Source organism: Duganella paludis (assembly GCF_054461335.1).
The window spans coordinates 2,214,674-2,232,316 of sequence record NZ_CM136922.1 but is presented as its reverse complement, the minus strand read 5'-3'; the positions used below and the strand labels follow the sequence as shown (position 1 = coordinate 2,232,316).

12 protein-coding genes are annotated in these 17,643 nt (G+C 65.8%); 5 read left to right on the top strand and 7 right to left on the bottom strand.

Annotated elements, in window-relative coordinates; translation table 11 throughout:
• Window positions 1–159 precede the first annotated feature (159 nt).
• The 5 genes from rho to hutC all read right to left on the bottom strand — a co-directional run bounded on the left by rho (window position 160) and on the right by hutC (window position 7,766).
• A complete protein-coding gene (gene rho / locus ACXZ1M_RS10045) occupies window positions 160–1,422 on the bottom strand; it encodes a transcription termination factor Rho (RefSeq protein WP_110845290.1) in 1,263 nt (420 codons plus the stop codon).
• 121 nt (window positions 1,423–1,543) lie between these two features.
• Window positions 1,544–1,870 carry a thioredoxin TrxA gene (gene trxA, locus ACXZ1M_RS10040; RefSeq protein ID WP_459053019.1) on the bottom strand — a complete coding sequence of 109 codons (327 nt, stop codon included), beginning with the start codon at window positions 1,868–1,870 and terminating at the stop codon, window positions 1,544–1,546.
• Between the two features lie 196 nt (window positions 1,871–2,066).
• Entirely contained in the window at window positions 2,067–2,498 is a 432-nt protein-coding gene (locus tag ACXZ1M_RS10035; protein WP_459053018.1) for a response regulator, read from the bottom strand.
• Window position 2,499: 1 nt separating this feature from the next.
• Entirely contained in the window at window positions 2,500–6,780 is a 4,281-nt protein-coding gene (locus tag ACXZ1M_RS10030; protein WP_459053017.1) for a PAS domain S-box protein, read from the bottom strand.
• Between the two features lie 221 nt (window positions 6,781–7,001).
• A complete protein-coding gene (gene hutC / locus ACXZ1M_RS10025; protein WP_459053016.1) occupies window positions 7,002–7,766 on the bottom strand; it encodes a histidine utilization repressor in 765 nt (254 codons plus the stop codon).
• 94 nt (window positions 7,767–7,860) lie between these two features.
• Here hutC and ada point away from each other — a divergent pair, with 94 nt between their 5' ends.
• Window positions 7,861–8,934, top strand: a complete 1,074-nt coding sequence (gene ada, locus ACXZ1M_RS10020) for a bifunctional DNA-binding transcriptional regulator/O6-methylguanine-DNA methyltransferase Ada (protein ID WP_459053015.1) — start codon at window positions 7,861–7,863, stop codon at window positions 8,932–8,934.
• 175 nt (window positions 8,935–9,109) lie between these two features.
• Window positions 9,110–9,829: a 2OG-Fe(II) oxygenase gene (locus tag ACXZ1M_RS10015; RefSeq protein WP_459053994.1), complete on the top strand. Its 720-nt coding sequence runs from the start codon at window positions 9,110–9,112 to the stop codon at window positions 9,827–9,829.
• 92 nt (window positions 9,830–9,921) lie between these two features.
• Here ACXZ1M_RS10015 and msbA read toward each other — a convergent pair whose 3' ends face one another.
• Window positions 9,922–11,760, bottom strand: coding sequence for a lipid A export permease/ATP-binding protein MsbA (gene msbA / locus ACXZ1M_RS10010; RefSeq protein ID WP_459053014.1), 1,839 nt, complete (start codon window positions 11,758–11,760; stop codon window positions 9,922–9,924).
• 110 nt (window positions 11,761–11,870) lie between these two features.
• Here msbA and ACXZ1M_RS10005 point away from each other — a divergent pair, with 110 nt between their 5' ends.
• Complete coding sequence (locus tag ACXZ1M_RS10005) at window positions 11,871–13,526, top strand: amidohydrolase (protein ID WP_459053013.1); 1,656 nt, start codon at window positions 11,871–11,873, stop codon at window positions 13,524–13,526.
• Between the two features lie 47 nt (window positions 13,527–13,573).
• Here ACXZ1M_RS10005 and ACXZ1M_RS10000 read toward each other — a convergent pair whose 3' ends face one another.
• A complete protein-coding gene (locus ACXZ1M_RS10000) occupies window positions 13,574–14,092 on the bottom strand; it encodes an FxDxF family PEP-CTERM protein (protein ID WP_459053012.1) in 519 nt (172 codons plus the stop codon).
• A 283-nt stretch (window positions 14,093–14,375) separates the two neighbouring features.
• On the opposite strand from ACXZ1M_RS10000, the gene hutU reads away from it, so the two are divergent.
• Window positions 14,376–16,079: a urocanate hydratase gene (hutU, locus tag ACXZ1M_RS09995; RefSeq protein WP_459053011.1), complete on the top strand. Its 1,704-nt coding sequence runs from the start codon at window positions 14,376–14,378 to the stop codon at window positions 16,077–16,079.
• Between the two features lie 10 nt (window positions 16,080–16,089).
• Complete coding sequence (hutH, locus tag ACXZ1M_RS09990; protein WP_459053993.1) at window positions 16,090–17,634, top strand: histidine ammonia-lyase; 1,545 nt, start codon at window positions 16,090–16,092, stop codon at window positions 17,632–17,634.
• Window positions 17,635–17,643: the final 9 nt, after the last annotated feature.

Here is a 17,643-nt window from a genome sequence, read left to right as displayed (position 1 = left end):
CGATCACTTGCCTAGTTAAATAATGCGATCGGGGATTATACCGGGGTAAACGCAAACAGGCAACCGAAGTTGCCTGTTTATACACTCCGTCATTCCCGCGCCAGCGGGAATCCATGGTCAGCATGGGTACCCGCCTGCGCGGGTACGACGGCGACGGCTTTAGCCGCCGCGACGCATCATGTCGAAGAACTCGGTATTGTTCTTCGTGGCGCGCATCTTGTCGAGGATGAACTCCATCGCTTCGATCTCGTCCATCGAGTACAGCAGCTTGCGCAGGATCCAGATCTTCTGCAGCTGGTCCGGCTTGATCAGCAGTTCTTCGCGACGGGTGCCCGATTTGTTCAGGTTGATCGACGGGTAGACGCGTTTCTCGGCCAGGCGGCGCTCCAGGTGCACCTCCATGTTGCCGGTGCCCTTGAATTCTTCGTAGATCACGTCGTCCATGCGCGAACCGGTTTCGATCAGCGCGGTGGCGATGATGGTCAGCGAGCCGCCTTCTTCGATGTTGCGGGCGGCGCCGAAGAAGCGCTTCGGACGTTGCAGCGCGTTGGCGTCGACACCACCGGTCAGCACCTTGCCGGAGGCAGGGATCACGGTGTTGTAGGCGCGCGCCAGGCGGGTGATCGAATCCAGCAGGATGACCACGTCTTTTTTCATTTCGACCAGGCGCTTGGCTTTTTCCAGCACCATCTCGGCGACCTGCACGTGGCGGGTGGCCGGTTCGTCGAAGGTCGAGGCGACCACTTCGCCGCGCACCGAGCGCTGCATCTCGGTAACCTCTTCAGGACGTTCGTCGATCAGCAGCACGATCAGGGTGACGTCCGGGTGGTTCGAGGTGATCGCGTGGGCGATGTGTTGCAGCATGACCGATTTGCCGGACTTCGGCGACGCCACCAGCAGGCCGCGCTGGCCTTTGCCGATCGGCGCGATCAGGTCGATGATGCGGCCGGTGATGTTTTCCGTACCGTTGATGTCACGTTCCAGGCGCAGCGGCTCGTTCGGGTGCAGCGGCGTCAGGTTTTCAAACAATATGCGGTGCTTCGAGGCTTCCGGCGATTCGCCGTTGACCTTGTCGACCTTGACCAGCGCGAAATAGCGTTCGCCGTCTTTCGGGGTGCGCACTTCGCCCTCGATCGAGTCGCCGGTGTGCAGGTTGAAGCGGCGGATCTGCGATGGCGAGATGTAGATGTCGTCGGTCGAGGCCATGTAGCTGGCGTCCGGCGAGCGCAGGAAGCCGAAGCCGTCCGGCAGCACTTCCAGGGCGCCGTCGCCGAAGATCTGTTCGCCCGACTTGGCGCGTTTTTTCAGGATCGCGAACATCAACTCCTGCTTGCGCAACCGCGCAGCATTGTCGATATCGAGACCGATGGCCATCTCCAGCAATGCCGAGACGTGTAAGGCCTTTAGTTCAGATAGATGCATATTGTTTGAGTATCCCGTGACGGGAAAGTAAAGGTAGGGGAGGGGACTACGTGGGTTGTCTCGTATTATTCAGCGGCGTCGCGGGCGCGGCGCCGCTGGTACAACGTAGCGATATCTTATCTTAGATATTGCTGTCGATGAAAGAGGTCAGCTGGCCTTTTGCCATTGCGCCAACCTTTTGAGCGGCGGCGACGCCGTTCTTGAACAGGATCAGGGTCGGGATGCCACGGATGCCGAACTTGGCCGGTACGGCCTGGTTCGAGTCCACGTCCATCTTGGCGATCGTGATCTTGCCTTCGTATTCTTTCGCTACTTCTTCCAGGATCGGCGCAATGCTCTTGCATGGACCGCACCACTCGGCCCAGAAGTCGACCAGCACAGGACGGTCGGATTTCAGCACGTCAGCTTCGAAGGAAGAATCGGTAATGTGTTTGATATTTTCGCTCATAATTTCCTCAAATGAGGTCAGTGTCAGTAATAACGCCTGGGGACGTGCCTCAAACGCTGCCATAGGCAGCAAGTGGTGGCCATTTGCACGATTTCAATGTCTCGGAGGGGATGGCAGTCAGGTCGGCAGGCGAGGGATGGCGTAAATAATAACCCATTTTTTAGAAATGTGCGGCGCTTTGTCGCAAGTGGCTAAACTATTTACCAAGATTGTCTGGAAGCACGGCCGGCTGCGGCGTCGGGGCCGGCACCGCGCTGCGGGCGGCGGCGCGCTGCAGCACCGTGGCCAGGGCCTCGATGCTCATCGGCTTGGCGCAGGCGTCGAGGATGGCCAGGCCCTGCGCCTCGGCCAGGCGGGCGGCGGTCTTCAGCACCGCGCCGTCCACGCCCGACAGCAGCACCACGTCGCCGCGGTATTGCTGGGCGGCGGCCAGGCGCAGGAAGTCGATGCCGTCCATCACCGGCATCGACAGGTCGCAGATCACCAGCTGGGGCGGGCGCAGGCGCAGTTCGATCAGCGCACGGCGGCCGTCGGTTTCGCGCAGCACGGTGTGCTCGCCCAGTCCGGCGATCATGTCGGCCAACAGTTCCAGCATGAAGGCGTCGTCATCGAGCAGCAGTATGCGCATGTCAGTTGTCGTCGGCGAAAGTAGTATTGGTCATGATTTGTTCGGTGATGCGTTCGAGCAGCGGCCAGAGTTTTTGCAGCACTGCGCGGGCGTGCTGGCGGTTGCCGGCGTCGCTCTCGGTGACCGGCAGCTGTTCCACCTCCAGCAGCAGCTCGCCCATGCCCAGCGCGCCGACCGTGCGCGCCGGCGACTTCAGGCGGTGGCCCAGCTCGCGCACAGTGGTCAGGTCGCCGCGCTGCAGCGCCGCTTCCATCTGGTTCAGGCCATCTTGCGTATTTTGCAAAAACTTGAAGGCGAACTTACGCACCTTATGAGGATGATAGCCCAACAGCTTGGCCAGTATCGATAAATCGATCACGGCCGGGTCGCCGCCCAGCGTGGTCTTGAAGGCGGTGCGCTGCGCCCGCGCTATCGCGCCGCCGCGCAGCTCACCATCATTGCGGCCCTCGCCGTCGTCATCGCCGCGCGCCGGCAGCCAGTTGGCGATGGTCTGGTACATCAGCGCCGGCTGGATCGGCTTGGAGATGAAGTCGTCCATGCCGGCCTCGATGCAGCGCACCCGGTCTTCGCTGGTGGCGGTGGCGGTCATGGCCAGCACCCGCATATTGGTCAGGCGCGGATCGGCGCGGATGCGGCGGGTCGCCTCCAGGCCGTCCATCAGCGGCATCTGGACGTCCATCAGCACGCAGTCGAAGGCGGTCTGGCGCAGCAGCTCCAGTGCCTCCATGCCGTTGGCGGCCAGGCACACCGAGGAGCCGACATCCTCCAGCATTTCCAGCGCGATCTGCTGGTTGAAGGTGTTGTCCTCGACCAGCAGGATGCGGGCGTTCTTCAGCGCCGCCATCACGGCCGCGCTGCGCGAGGAGGCCAGCAGCTCGGCGGCGGCGTCCTTGACGCGGTCGATCAGGGCCGGCACGGTGGCGCTGGAAATGCCCAGGCGCGCGGTGAACCAGAAGGTGCTGCCCTGGCCGGGGCGGCTGTTGACGCCGACGTCGCCGCCCATCAGTTGCGCCAGCTGCTTGCAGATGGCCAGGCCCAGGCCGGTGCCGCCGTATTCGCGCGTGGTGGAGGTGTCGGCCTGCTGGAATTGCTGGAACAGTTTTTCGATTTCGGCCTCCGACAGGCCGATGCCGCAGTCGCTCACTTCGAAGCGCAGCAGGCAGCCGGCGGCGTCGCCCACCACCTGGCGCACGCGCACTTCGATGCGGCCTTTTTCGCTGAACTTGATGGCGTTGTTGGCGTAGTTGATCAGCACCTGGCCGAGCCGCAGCGGATCGCCGCGCAGCACCTTGGGCAGGCCGGGATCGAGGTCGTACACCAGTTCCAGTTCGCGGCTGGCGGCCTTCGGCGCCACCACCGTGTTGAGGGTCTGGATCACGTGGTCGAGCGCGAAGTCGACCTGCTCGATCTCCAGCTTGCCGGCCTCGATCTTGGAGATGTCGAGGATGTCGTCGATGATGCCCAGCAGGTGCTCGCCGGCGAAGCGGATCTTCTCCAGGTAGTCGCGCTGGCGCGGATCGAGTTCGGTCTTCAGCGCCAGGTAGGCCATGCCGATCACGCCGTTCATCGGCGTGCGGATCTCGTGGCTCATATTGGCCAGGAACTGGCCCTTGGTCTGGCTGGCCTCCTCGGCCACCAGGCGTGCATGATCGAGTTCGCGGGTGCGGATCTCGACCCGTTCCTCCAGGTGTTCATTGAGTTCGCGCAGCGCGTCCTCGCCGCGCTTGCGGTCGGTGATCTCGGTCAGGCTGGCCACCACCAGGTGCACCGCGCCGCCGTCGTCGAAGATCGGCTCGGCGTTGACCGACAGCCAGCAGCGCGTGCCGTCCGGATGCGTCAGGCCCATCACCACGTCGCGCACCGACATGCCGGTCACCAGCGCCAGGCGCACCGGATGGCTGGCGCTGTCGAACGGCGTGCCGTTCTCGCGCACGCCGGCCCACAGGCCGCCGGCGTTCAGCTCTTCGCTGTGATCGAGCATGCGCGCGGCGGCGGCGTTGCGTTCGAGGATCAGGCCATGGCCGTCGACCATCACCAGGCCGTTGGTGACGGTGTTGAAGATCGAGGCCAGGCGCTGGCTGGAGTCGCGCAGCGCGCCTTCGGCCTGGCGGCGCGCGGTGATATCGGTCAGCATGGCCAGCATGCCGGCGTAGTGGCCGGAATCGGCGTTCAGCACGGTGGTCGACAGCAGGCACCAGACGGTGCTGCCGTCGCGCCGCCGGAAGCAGACGTCGCCCTGGCTGGCCTGGCCGGACAGGCGGTGCTGCAGGTGCTGCTTGAGCAGGGCGCGGCCGCTGTCGTCCATGAAGTCGGTCATGGCGCGGCCCATCATCTGCTCGACGTCGTAGTCGAGCATGTGGGCCAGGGTGGGATTGACGAAGGTGGTGTGGTCGTCGGCGTTGGTCATCCAGATGCCTTCGGCGGCGGTCTGCACGATCTGGCGATAGCGCTCGGAGCTGGCGTGCAGGGCTTCCTCGGCGCGCTGGCGCTGGGTCATGTCGCGCAGCGCCACGATCACCAGTTCCTGCCCGCCCAGTTCCACCGGCGACATGTGCGCCATGGCCGGGAAGCTGCTGCCGTCGGCGCGGATGGCGCACAGCACGCGGCCCGGCAGGTTGGGGCGCGAGAACAGTTCGCGCGCGCGGCCGTTGCTGCGCATCGCTTCCGGCGCCAGTTGTTCGAGCGAGCGGCCGGCCAAGTCGCCCTCGTAGCCGAAGCTGCGGGCGCAGGCCGGGTTGGCGTGGCGCACGCGCCCGGCCTTGTCGGCCACCAGCAGCGCGCCGGGCGTGGCATCCACCAGCGCCCACATGCGGCGCTCCTCGGCGGCGGCGCGCTCGCCGCTCTCGGTCAGGGTGCCGGCGGCGCGCAGCGGCAGGCCGTCGGCGTCGCGCTCGACGATCATGCCGCGCGCCACCACCCAGGTCCAGCCGCCGTCGCGCGCGCGCATGCGGTGCTCGCTGCGGATGCGGCCGGAGCTGTCGCCGCTGCTGGTCAGGTAGTCCTGGATCTCGCGTTCGAGGCGCGGGCGGTCGTCCGGATGCACGTGGTCGAGCCATTGTTCCAGTGTCGGGTGGAATTCGTCGGCGCGGTAGCCGAGCAGCGCGCAGTAGCGCGGCGACAGCTTCAGGGCGCCGGTGTCGAGCCGCCATTCCCAGCTGCCTTCGTCGGCGCCTTCCAGCGCCAGGCTGGCCGCGCGCTCGACGGCGCCCAGCTCCGCGCGCGCGGCGCGCAGCGCGTTGCCCTGCACGCGCAGGCGCCAGGCGCCGGCCATCGTCACCAGCAACAGCAGGGCGCCGACCAGCATGCCGCCGTAGCGCAGCAGCGGATTGCCCTGCGGCGGTTGGTAGAGAAAGCCGTCGAGGTTGAAGCTGGCCGGTAGCATGCCCTGCGCGATGTAGGCGGAGGCGATGCCACGCCAGCGTTCAGGATTGCTGTAACCGAGTTCGATCAGCGGCTGCTCGAGCAGCGGCGCCAGGCGCCGGGCCTCGAACATCAGGTGCTCGCGGCTGTGGCGCTCCGGGTAGCGCGCGCGGATCAGGTCGGCGATCTCGCCCGGATGCTGCATGGCGTAGACCCAGCCGCGCAGCGTGGCGTCGCGCAGCGCCTGGGCGCGCGCCGGATGCTCGCGCAATTCGCTTTCGGTGGTGTACAGCACGTCGCCGTAGAAATCCAGGCCGTGGCTGCGCGGCGACAGCAGTTCGTAGGACAGGTTGAGGCGGTCCAGCAGATACGGCGCCTCGGTCAGGTAGACCGACATGGCGTCGATGCGGCCCTCGGCCAGGTCGTCGAAATTGTAGCCGTGCGGGACCATCAGCACGCTGTCCAGGCGCACGCCCTGCTGTTTCAGGAACACCGTCAATTCTTCGTTATTGGGGGCGATCATCAGGCGGCTGCCGGGCCAGGGGCGCGGCTTGCCGTCGGCTTCGAGGCGGCGCAGCAGGTTGGCGCCGGAATGCTGGAAGATCGAGGCCAGCACCACCACCGGCTGGCCGATGCTGCGGGCCAGCAGCAGCGTGGTGTTGCCGACGCCGTACTGGGCCTGGCCTTGCATCACCGTTTGCAGCGGATCGGTGCCGGGGCGCGCTTCGAGCAGGGTGACGTCGAGGCCGGCGTCGCGGTAATAGCCCTGGTCCTGGGCGGCGTAGTAGCCGGCGAACTGGAACTGGTGCAGCCATTTGAGCTGGATCGTCACCTTTTCGGCGGCGCCGGCGGGCGCCACGGCCAGCGCGAACAGGCACAGCGCCAGCCTATGCGACCAACGTTGCCAAGGGATCTGGCGCAAGCGCGAACGGCAGTGAAACAAGAGCTTCCCTTTCGGTGATCGATGCGAGCTGTACCGAGAAACTATAGCATTGAAGCGCAGGCAGTTGGCGCGGACGTGGCAAGAAAACGATTGCATACTGGATGGACGGCAAACGGCGCCCGATTTAACAATTGGGGCCGTTTTTCGTGACAATCGGAGAGAATGCGCGGCGCGCGGTTGCTTGCGCCGTGCTAGCCAGCCTAGCTGAAGCTGCCGGTGAACTGGTAGCGGTGGCCGGGATGCCACATGGTCGCCAGGGTGGCGGTCTTGCCGCCGGAGCGGGTCTGGCGCTTGAGCACCAGGCAGGCCTGGCGGGTGTCGATGGCCAGCATGTCGGCGATGTCGCGCGGGGCGGCCAGCGCCTCGATGCTGTAGACGGCGCCCTGCAGCGGCGCGGCCTGCATCAGGTATTCGTTGGGCGTGATGTGGGCGAAGTCCTGCTCCATGTAGTCGGGCGCGCACTGCGGATTGACCCAGCGGTCCTCGACCTGGATCGGCACGCCGTTCTCGAAGTGCACGATGACGGAATGGAACAGCGGGTGGCCGGCCGGCAGGTCGAACTGCTTGGCCATCAGGTCGCTGGCCTTGACGCGTTCGAGCTGCTGCAGGCTGCTGCGGTGGGCGTGGCCGCGCGCGCGCACCTCGTCGGCGATGGATTTGATCTCCAGCAGGGTGGCCTGGTACTTGGGCTGGGCGACGTAGGTGCCGGAACCCTGGCGGCGCGTGAGCACCTGGTCGGCGGTCAGCTCGCGCACGGCGCGGTTGACGGTCATGCGCGACACGCCGAATTGCTTGACCAACGCCTGTTCGGACGGGATCACGTCGCCTTCCTTCCAGGTGCCGGCGGCGATTTCCGCCAGCAGGTAGTCTTTGATGCGCTGGAAGATAGGCGTGCTGTCTTGTGCGGTCTCTTGCGTCGGTTGATCGTCCAAACGGCTTCTCCTGGAAAGTGAGCATTCTAGCATCGCCTGCTTGTACAATTCAAAAGCAAGAGGCGGGATGCGCGGCTTTTTGGTGCTGGCTAAGATAGTCCGTATTCCACCAACCACGGAGTCTGAGATGGGCAAAAGTGAAAACATGAGTGCTTACGGTACGGATGAAGCGCGCTGGGAAGCGGTGCGGCAGCGCGACGCCGGCGCCGACGGCGTGTTCTGGTATTCGGTGCGCAGCACCGGCGTGTACTGCCGCCCGTCGTGCGCGGCGCGGCCGGCCCTGCGCAAGAACGTGGCTTTCCACGACAGCCGCGCGGCGGCCGAGCAGGCCGGCTTCCGGCCCTGCCTGCGCTGCAAGCCGGACCAGCCGCCGCTGGCCGAGCGGCAGGCCGCGCTGGTGGCCCAGGCCTGCCGCCTGATCGATGAAGCGGAGCAGGCGCCGGACCTCGACAGTCTGGCGGCGGCGGTCGGCGTGAGCCGCTTCTACTTCCATCGCATGTTCAAGACCGTGACCGGGATCACGCCCAAGGCCTATGCCAACGCGGCGCGGGCCAGGCGGGTGCAGGACGGCCTGGCCGGGCAGGCCTCGGTGACCGATGCGCTGTATGCGGCCGGTTTCAATTCGAGCGGGCGGTTTTATGCGCAGTCGCCGGCGGTGCTGGGCATGAAGCCATCGGCCTTCCGCTCCGGCGGCAAAGGAGAGCAGATCCGCTTCGCGATTGCCGAGTGTTCGCTGGGGCCGATCCTGGTGGCCAGCACGGAGCAGGGTATCTGCGCGATTCTGATCGACGACGATCCGGATTTCCTGGTGAAGGATTTGCAGGACCGTTTTCCTCGTGCCGAGTTGATCGGCGCGGAGCCGGAGTACGAGCAGGTGGTGTCGCGCGTGATCGGCATGGTCGAGCAGCCGTCGCTGGGATTGGACTTGCCGCTTGATGTGCGCGGTACGGCGTTCCAGCAGCGCGTGTGGCAGGTGCTGCGGGCGATTCCGTCGGGGCGGCGGGTGTCGTATGCCGAGCTGGCGGAGCTGGCCGGCGTGCCGCGCGGCGCGCGGGCGGTGGCCACGGCCTGCGCTGCCAATGCGATCGCGGTGGCGATCCCTTGTCACCGCGTGGTGCGCAACGATGGTTCGATTTCCGGCTATCGCTGGGGCGTGGACCGCAAGGCCGAATTGTTGAACCGGGAGGCGCTCAGTGAGTAAGGCGGGCAATGGCGAGCTGGACTTCGGCGACGCTGCTGCCGAGCGCAAGGCGCGCCCGGTGCCGCCGGTGATCGCGGCCACGGGGGAGCCGCGCAGCGAGGGCGACGCCGACGGCGATAGCGCGGCGGCAGCCGGGCGCGAGGCCGCTGCCGCCCACGCCGCCGCGCGGCGGGCGGTGGGGGCGGCGGCGGGCATTGCAGTGCACGTGGCGGGGCTGGACTGGCAGGCCATCGGCGACGAACTGAATGCGCGCGGCTATGCCATCCTGCCCGGCATGCTGGACGCTGGGGAGTGCGCCGCCATGGCCGCGCAATACGCGCAATCGCAGCTGTTCCGCAGCCGCGTGGTGATGTCGCAGCACGGCTTCGGCAGCGGCGAGTACCAATACTTCCGCTACCCGCTGCCGTCGATGATCTCGGCGCTGCGCAATGCCCTGTATGGCCCGCTGGCCGTCATCGCCAACCGCTGGCACGAGCTGATGGACCTGCCCGACCGCTTCCCGCCGGAGCACGCCGACTTCCTGGCGCGCTGCCACGCGGCCGGCCAGCAGCGCCCCACGCCGCTGCTGTTGCAATATCAGGCCGGCGACTACAACTGCCTGCACCAGGACCTGTACGGCGAGCACGTGTTCCCGCTGCAGGCGGCGGTGCTGCTGAGCGAGCCGGGCAAGGATTTCGAAGGCGGGGAATTTGTGCTGACGGAGCAGCGCCCGCGCATGCAGTCGCGGGTGGAGGTGGTGTCGCTGAAACGTGGCGACATGGTCATCTTCGCGGTCAACCACCGCCCGGTGCAGGGCGGTCGCGGCATCTACCGCGTCAACCTGCGGCATGGCGTGAGCCGGCTACGCGCCGGATCGCGCCACACACTGGGCATCATCTTTCACGACGCCACCTAAAACCGGGGTCAGTTCCGACATTCGGACACGAGCCCAACCGTAGCGACCGCTACGGTTGGGCTCGTGTCCGAATGTCGGAACTGACCCCGAATCTAGGCCACGGTTTTCTGCGTTTGGTAGAGACGGGCGTAGATGCCGTTCTGCGCCAGCAGGGCGGCGTGCGGGCCGGCTTCGGCGATGCGGCCGCGGTCGAGCACCACGATGCGGTCGGCGTTTTCAATCGTCGACAGGCGGTGCGCGATGACCACCGTGGTGCGGCCCTTCATCAGCACTTCCAGCGCCTGCTGTACCAGCCGTTCCGATTCCGTGTCGAGCGCGCTGGTCGCTTCGTCCAGGATCAGGATCGGCGCGTTCTTGTAGATGGCGCGGGCGATCGCCAGGCGCTGGCGCTGGCCGCCCGACAGGCGCAGGCCGTTTTCACCGACTGGCGTGTTGTAGCCTTCCGGCTGGCGGACGATGAATTCGTGGGCGTGCGCCGCTTTGGCCGCCGTTTCGATGCGCTCCATCGACGGCGCCGGGTCGCCGTAGGCGATGTTGGCCGCCAGCGTGTCGTTGAACAGCACCACGTCCTGCGAGACCAAGGCGATCTGGCGCCGCAGCGAGGCCAGGGTGTAGTCGCGCAGGTCGATGCCGTCCAGTGCTATGCCGCCGCCGCTGACGTCGTAGAAGCGCGGCAGCAGGCCGGCCAGCGTGGTCTTGCCGCTGCCCGAGCTGCCCACCAGCGCCACCGTTTCGCCGGCGGCGATGTCCAGCGATACCCGGTCCAGCGCCGGACGCGCATCCGGGGCGAGCGGCGTGCCGTCGGCGCCGCGATAGTGGAAGCTGACCTCGCGCACCGTCAGGCGGCCTTCGGCGCGCTCGATGGCGCGGGTGCCCCGGTCCATTTCCGATTCCAGGTCGATCAGGCCGAACACCGATTCGGCCGCCGCCAGCCCGCGCTGCATCGGCTCATTAATCTTGGTGAGGTTCTTGATCGGCGACTGCATCGCCATCAGCGACGACATGAAGGCCACGAAGGCGCCCGGCGACAGCGCGCCGGCCTGCGCGCGCAGCAGCGCGAAGTAAATCACCGACGACAGCGTGATCCCGATCAGCATCATGATGATGCCGGAGTTGAGCGCCGACGTCGCCGCGTGCTTGACCGCCAACTGGCGGTTAAGCTTGACCACGTCGTCGAAGCGCGCCTGCTCGTAGCGCTGGCCGCCGAAGATCTTCACCACGCGCTGGCCGCTGATGCTTTCATCGAGCACGTTGGTCAGGTCGCCCATGGCCGCCTGCGCGCTCTTGCTCAACTTGCGCATGCGCCGTCCGGCGAAGGTGACGATGGCCGCCACCAGCGGCAGCAGCCCAAGGCAGAACACCGCCAGCTGCCAGTCGATGGTGAACAGGGTAAGCAGGTAGCCGATGGTGGCCACCGAGTCGCGCACCGCGACGTTGACCACGGTGAGGCCGGCCTGCGCCACCTGCGCCGCGTCGAACGCCACCCGCGACAGCGTGGTGCCGGTGGACGATTGGTCGAAGTAGCCGTTCGGCAGGCGCATGATGCGGGCGAACATGACCTCGCGCAGGTTGGCCTGCACCCGGCTGCTCAGCCACGCGGCGCCGTATTCGCCGGCGAAGCTCGACACCATGCGCATCACGGCCAGGCCGAAGATGACGGCCGGGATGGTCCACAGCGCGGCGTTGACCGGGTCCCTGGGCAGCAGATGGCCCAGCAAGTCCTGCACCGCCGCCAGGATGCCGGTGGCCGGCGGCTTGGCCGCGCCCAGCGTGTGGGCCGGCGCCAGCGCGTCCACCACGTTTTGCAGCTGGCGGATCAGCAGCACGTCGGTGGCCGCAGCCAGGCCGACCGCCAGCAGCGTGACGGCGGCGATCCAGGCGTAAGGGCGGAATTCCTTGAGCAGGCGGAGATAAAGTAGGCGGCTGGACACTGGTTCTCTGTGTTCTGTGTGCTGGGAAGCCTGCATTGTACCTGTCCCGCTACTGAATTTCCCCGCTTTGCCTGCTACACTTCGATTCTTGCTGCCGAATGGAGAGATCGATGCGCACCCCCCTTTTAATCGCTGCCGCGCTGGCGCTGGCCTTCCCAGCCCACGCCGACACCATCATTGACCGCGCCAACGGCTACACGCTGGACGCGGCCGGCCAGCTGCAGCGTTTCACCTCGCTGGCCTTTGATGATCTGGGCCGCATCGTGGCGGTGGGCAGCGAGGCGCAGACGGCGGCCGCGCTGCCGAAGGCGGAGCATATCGACGCCCAGGGCAAGACCCTGTTGCCCGGCCTGATCGACGCCCACGGCCACGTGTTCGAACTGGGCGAGATCGCCTCCGGCGTGGAGCTGTACAGCCCCACCTCGCTAAACGGCGCAGTGCGCGCGGTGGCCGACTTCGCGCGCTCGCATCCGAAGAACGCCTGGATCATCGGCTTCGGCTGGAACCAGGAGATCTGGAAGCTGGGCCGCTTCCCCACCGCCGCCGAGCTGGATGCGGTGGTCAACGACCGTCCGGTGCTGCTGCACCGGGTCGACGGCCACGCGGTGTGGGTCAACACCAAGGCGCTGGAAATGGCGGGCATCAGCCGCAGCACCGTCGATCCGGCCGGCGGCAAGATCGAACGCGACGCCAGCGGCAAGCCGACCGGCGTGTTGGTGGACGCGGCGATGGAGCTGGTGAACAAGGTGGTGCCGCTGCCGACGCTGGCCGAGGCGCGCGCCACGCTCGATGTGGCGCTGGCGTCGCTGGCCAAAGTGGGCCTGACCAGCGTGCACGATGCCGGCATCAAGGCGGTGCAGGATGATATCTACCGCGACTACGCCGACCACGGCAAGCTGACCGCGCGCGTCTACGCCATGATCGGCGACACCGGCGCCGATTTCGACGAACTGTCCAAGGACGGCCCGCTCAAGTCCTACGCCAACGACGTGTACGCGCTGGCCTCCGTCAAGTTGTATTCGGACGGCGCGCTGGGCAGCCGTGGCGCGGCGCTGCTGGCGCCTTATTCCGACATGCCGTCCACCAAGGGCCTGCTGTTCTATCCGGACGCCGAGATGCGCGCCAAGATGAGCAAGGCCATGAAGGCCGGCTTCCAGGTCAATATCCACGCCATCGGCGACGCCGGCAACCATCAGATCCTGGATGCCTACGCCCAGTTGATCGACCAGTACAAGAACGTCGGCCTGCGCCATCGCATCGAGCACGCGCAGGTGGTCACGCCGGAGGACATCCCGCGCTTCAAGCAGTTGGGCATCATCCCGTCCATGCAGCCGACGCACGCGACGTCGGACCAGAACATGGCCGAGCAGCGCATCGGGCCGGTGCGCATCAAGGGCGCGTATGCCTGGCGCACCTTCCTGGACCAGGGCTCGAAGATCGCCTGCGGTTCGGACTTCCCGATCGAGTCGCCCAATCCGTTCGAGGGCCTGCACGCGGCGGTCACGCGCCAGAACAACGCCGGCGTGCCGCTGGGCGGCTGGTACAAGAACCAGGCCATGTCGTTGACCGAGGCGTTCCGCTGCTTCACGCTGGACGCGGCCTACGCGGCGCACCAGGAAGAGGTGATCGGTTCGCTGGAGAAGGGCAAGTGGGCCGACTTCATCCTGGTCGACCGCGACATCTTCAAGATCGCGCCTGAGCAGCTGGGCAAGACCCAGGTGCTGCAAACCTGGATGGGCGGCAAACGCGTCTACCACCGCAAATAAAAAAAGGGAATCACATGTGATTCCCTTTTTTGTGGACAAGTCTTTTCTCATTCTTTGCGGCGCCTTGCGAACATGGCCAGGATGCCCAGGCCGCCGATCATCATGCCGTAGGTGGCTGGTTCCGGCACCATGGTGACCGTGATGTTGCCGCCGTAGCTGCCGCCGGCCATGCTGTTGCCCTTCACTGTCAGCGTGAGCAGGCCCGAGACAGGGGTTTTCAGCAGTTTTGCCCATGAGGTGACGGTATCGCCTTCCGTCGTGCCGGACAGGGTCAGCAATGTCCCGTTCAGATCCACACTGGTGAAGGTAATGCCGTCCGCGCCATCGAAACTAGTGCTGACCAGTCGGACGGCGGCGTAGGCGCCGGCGCTGGTCAACGGCGAAAATGTAAAGACGTCGATAAAGTTACCCCCGTCCACCACGTCGCCGATGGCTGCGGTCCATGAGTTGCCACTGGTGTTGGTGAGCGTTACCACGCCCGGCCCCTGCGGTGGCGCGGCGGCCAACGCCAGCGAGGAGCTGGCCAGCAGGAACGCCAATGCTACCGCATTTAATTTTTTATTCATTTTTTTACCTCACACAATGATGATGAGAACAAAAACCCCGACTGCTCAGCGACGATATGACTAGGCCGTTTTATTGTCAATACTGCATTTATGGATGGAAAATTGGCAATGAATAGGAATCTTTAATGCTGGGGCAAAAACGGTATCAGCCATTAGCTTGAATCGTGGTAAATCATTGGTTTTGAGTAACTGTGTTGTTTCTTTACGATGAAAAAGCGGTTGACTATGTTGTATAGACAACTTATGCTCCGCTGTATTCCCATCACCGCCGCAGGAGACCAGCATGAGCAGCCATTTAGACAGCGACCCCCGTTACGACGCCAGCCGCGAGATCCGCGCGCCGCGCGGCCCTGAGCGCACCTGCAAGAACTGGGGCGCCGAGGCGGCTTACCGCATGATCCAGAATAATCTGGACAAGGAAGTGGCCGAGAATCCCAAGCATCTGGTGGTCTACGGCGGCATCGGCCGGGCGGCGCGCAACTGGGCCTGCTACGACCAGATCCTGGCCTCGCTGCGCGAGCTGGAGGAGGACCAGACGCTGCTGATCCAGTCCGGCAAACCGGTCGGCGTGTTTCAGACCCACGCCGACGCGCCGCGCGTGTTGATCGCCAATTCCAACCTGGTGCCGAAGTGGGGCAACTGGGAGCACTTCAATGAGCTGGACCGCAAGGGCCTGTTCATGTACGGCCAGATGACGGCGGGTTCGTGGATCTACATCGGCACCCAGGGCATCGTGCAGGGCACCTTCGAGACCTTCGCCGAAGCGGGTCGCCAGCATTTCGGCGGCGACCTGAAAGGCCGCTGGGTGCTGACCGCAGGCCTGGGCGGCATGGGCGGCGCGCAGCCGCTGGCCGCCACCATGGCCGGCGCGGTGTCGCTGACCATCGAGTGCCAGCAGAGCAGCATTGACTTCCGCCTGCGCACCCGCTACCTGGACAAGCAGGCCGCTTCCATCGACGAGGCGCTGGAGATGATCAAGCTGCACAAGGCCAACGGCGACGCGATCTCCATCGGCCTGCTGGGCAATGCGGCTGACGTGCTGCCGGAGTTGGTGCGCCGCGCCAAGGCCGGCGGCATGGTGCCGGACATCGTGACCGACCAGACCTCGGCGCATGACCTGATCAACGGCTACCTGCCGCAGGGCTGGACGGTGGAGCAGTGGAAGGCGGCGCAGCAGGAGCCGTCGCGCCACGCGGAATTGACCGCTGCCGCCACCGCCGGCTGCGCGGTGCACGTGCAGGCCATGCTGGACTTCCAGGCGCTGGGCGCCAAGGTGGTCGACTACGGCAACAACATCCGCCAGGTGGCGTTCGACCACGGCGTGCAGAACGCCTTCGATTTCCCCGGTTTTGTGCCGGCCTATATCCGCCCGCAGTTCTGCGAAGGCCGTGGCCCGTTCCGTTGGGTGGCGCTGTCCGGCGATCCGGAAGATATCTACAAGACCGACGCCAAGATCAAGGAGCTGTTCCCGCACCACGCCAACGTGCACCGCTGGCTGGACATGGCGCGCGAACGGATCGCCTTCCAGGGGCTGCCGGCGCGCATCTGCTGGCTGGGCCTGGGCGAGCGTCACATCGCCGGCCTGGCTTTCAATGAGATGGTGCGCAACGGCGAGCTGAAGGCGCCGATCGTGATCGGCCGCGATCACCTGGACACCGGCTCGGTGGCCAGCCCGAATCGCGAGACCGAGGCCATGAAGGACGGCACCGACGCCGTCTCCGACTGGCCGCTGCTGAACGCCCTGTTGAACACCGCCGGCGGCGCCACCTGGGTGTCGCTGCACCATGGCGGTGGCGTGGGCATGGGATACTCGCAGCATTCCGGCGTGGTGATCGTGGCCGACGGCACCGATGCCGCCGCCAAGCGCCTGGCGCGCGTGCTGGTCAACGACAGCGGCTCGGGCGTGATGCGCCACGCCGATGCGGGCTACGACAGCGCGGTCGCTTGCGCCAAACGCAATGGCTTGAACCTCCCAATGATTAAATAATTAAATGAGCATGACTATGACCTTGATTCTCAAACCGGGCGCGATGACGCTCACCGAACTGCGCTCCGTGTGGAACGCGGCCGCTCCGCTGTCGCTGGCTGCGGAAGCCTATCCTGTGATCGAAGCCTCGGCCGCCGCCGTGCAAGCGATCGTCGCCAAGGGCGACGCCGCCTACGGCATCAACACCGGCTTCGGCCTGCTGGCCAAGACCCGCATCCCGGACGAAAAGCTGGAGCAGCTGCAGCGCAACCTGATCCTGTCTCACTCCGTTGGCACGGGCGACCTGATGTCGGACGCGGTGTGCCGCCTGATCATCCTGATGAAGGTCGGCAGCCTGGCGCGCGGCTACTCGGGCGTGCGTCCTTTGATCATCGATACGCTGATCGCCATCTACAACGCCGGCATCACGCCGGCCATTCCGGCCAAGGGTTCGGTCGGCGCCTCGGGCGACCTGGCGCCGCTGTCGCACATGACGCTGGCCATCATGGGCGTGGGCCAGGTGCGGGTCAAAGGTGAACTGGTGGACGCGGCCGATGCGCTGAAGGCGGCCGGCATCGCGCCGGTGGTGCTGGCGGCAAAGGAAGGCCTGGCGCTGATCAACGGCACCCAGGTGTCGACTGCGCTGGCGCTGCATGGCTTGTTCATGGCCGAGCGCCTGCTGGAGGCGGGCATGGTGTCGGGTGCGCTGTCGCTGGACGCGGCCAAGGGGTCCGATTCGCCGTTCGACGCGCGCGTGCACGAAGTGCGCGGCCAGCCGGGTCAGATCGCCGCCGCCTCGATCTATCGCCAGTTGGTGTCGGACAGCGCGATCCGCGCCTCGCACCTGGTGGGCGATGAGCGCGTGCAGGATCCTTACTGCCTGCGCTGCCAGCCGCAAGTCATGGGCGCCTGCTGGGACATCATCAACAATGCTTCGCGCACGCTACTGATCGAAGCCAATGCGGTGACCGATAATCCGCTGCTGTTCAAGGACGGCGAGCTGTCGGTGGTGGTCTCGGGCGGTAACTTCCACGCCGAGCCGGTGGCCTTCGCTGCCGATACGCTGGCGCTGGCGATCGCCGAAATCGGTTCGATTTCCGAACGCCGCATTTCGCTGCTGATCGACGCCACCTTGTCTGGCCTGCCGCCGTTCCTGGTGCGCGATCCGGGCGTGAACTCGGGCTTCATGATCGCCCACGTTACCGCCGCCGCGCTGGCGTCGGAGAACAAGTCGCTGGCGCATCCGGGCAGCGTCGATACGATTCCGACTTCGGCCAACCAGGAAGACCACGTCAGCATGGCGACCTACGCGGCGCGCCGCCTGGACGATATGGCGCAGAATACGGCGGTCATCATCGGCATCGAGCTGCTGGCGGCGGCGCAGGGCATCGATTTCCATCGTCCGCTGACCACGTCGCCGCACCTGGAGCATGTGCATGAGCAGCTGCGCAACAAGGTGCCGTTCTACGACGTCGACCGCTTCTTCGCACCGGATATCGAGGCGGCCAAGGGCATGGTGATGCGCGGCGAGTTGAGCGCTTCGTGCAAAGAGCTGTTCACTTCTCTGCATCCTTGATGGAGACAG

What these genes read in the sequence shown, in the direction of transcription:
- rho (WP_110845290.1), bottom strand. Translation starts at nt 1,422, where the DNA reads ATGCATCTATCTGAACTAAAGGCCTTACACGTCTCGGCATTGCTGGAG.
- trxA (WP_459053019.1), bottom strand. Translation starts at nt 1,870, where the DNA reads ATGAGCGAAAATATCAAACACATTACCGATTCTTCCTTCGAAGCTGAC.
- ACXZ1M_RS10035 (WP_459053018.1), bottom strand. Translation starts at nt 2,498, where the DNA reads ATGCGCATACTGCTGCTCGATGACGACGCCTTCATGCTGGAACTGTTG.
- hutC (WP_459053016.1), bottom strand. Translation starts at nt 7,766, where the DNA reads ATGCTAGAATGCTCACTTTCCAGGAGAAGCCGTTTGGACGATCAACCG.
- ada (WP_459053015.1), top strand. Translation starts at nt 7,861, where the DNA reads ATGGGCAAAAGTGAAAACATGAGTGCTTACGGTACGGATGAAGCGCGC.
- ACXZ1M_RS10005 (WP_459053013.1), top strand. Translation starts at nt 11,871, where the DNA reads ATGCGCACCCCCCTTTTAATCGCTGCCGCGCTGGCGCTGGCCTTCCCA.
- ACXZ1M_RS10000 (WP_459053012.1), bottom strand. Translation starts at nt 14,092, where the DNA reads ATGAATAAAAAATTAAATGCGGTAGCATTGGCGTTCCTGCTGGCCAGC.
- hutU (WP_459053011.1), top strand. Translation starts at nt 14,376, where the DNA reads ATGAGCAGCCATTTAGACAGCGACCCCCGTTACGACGCCAGCCGCGAG.
- hutH (WP_459053993.1), top strand. Translation starts at nt 16,090, where the DNA reads ATGACTATGACCTTGATTCTCAAACCGGGCGCGATGACGCTCACCGAA.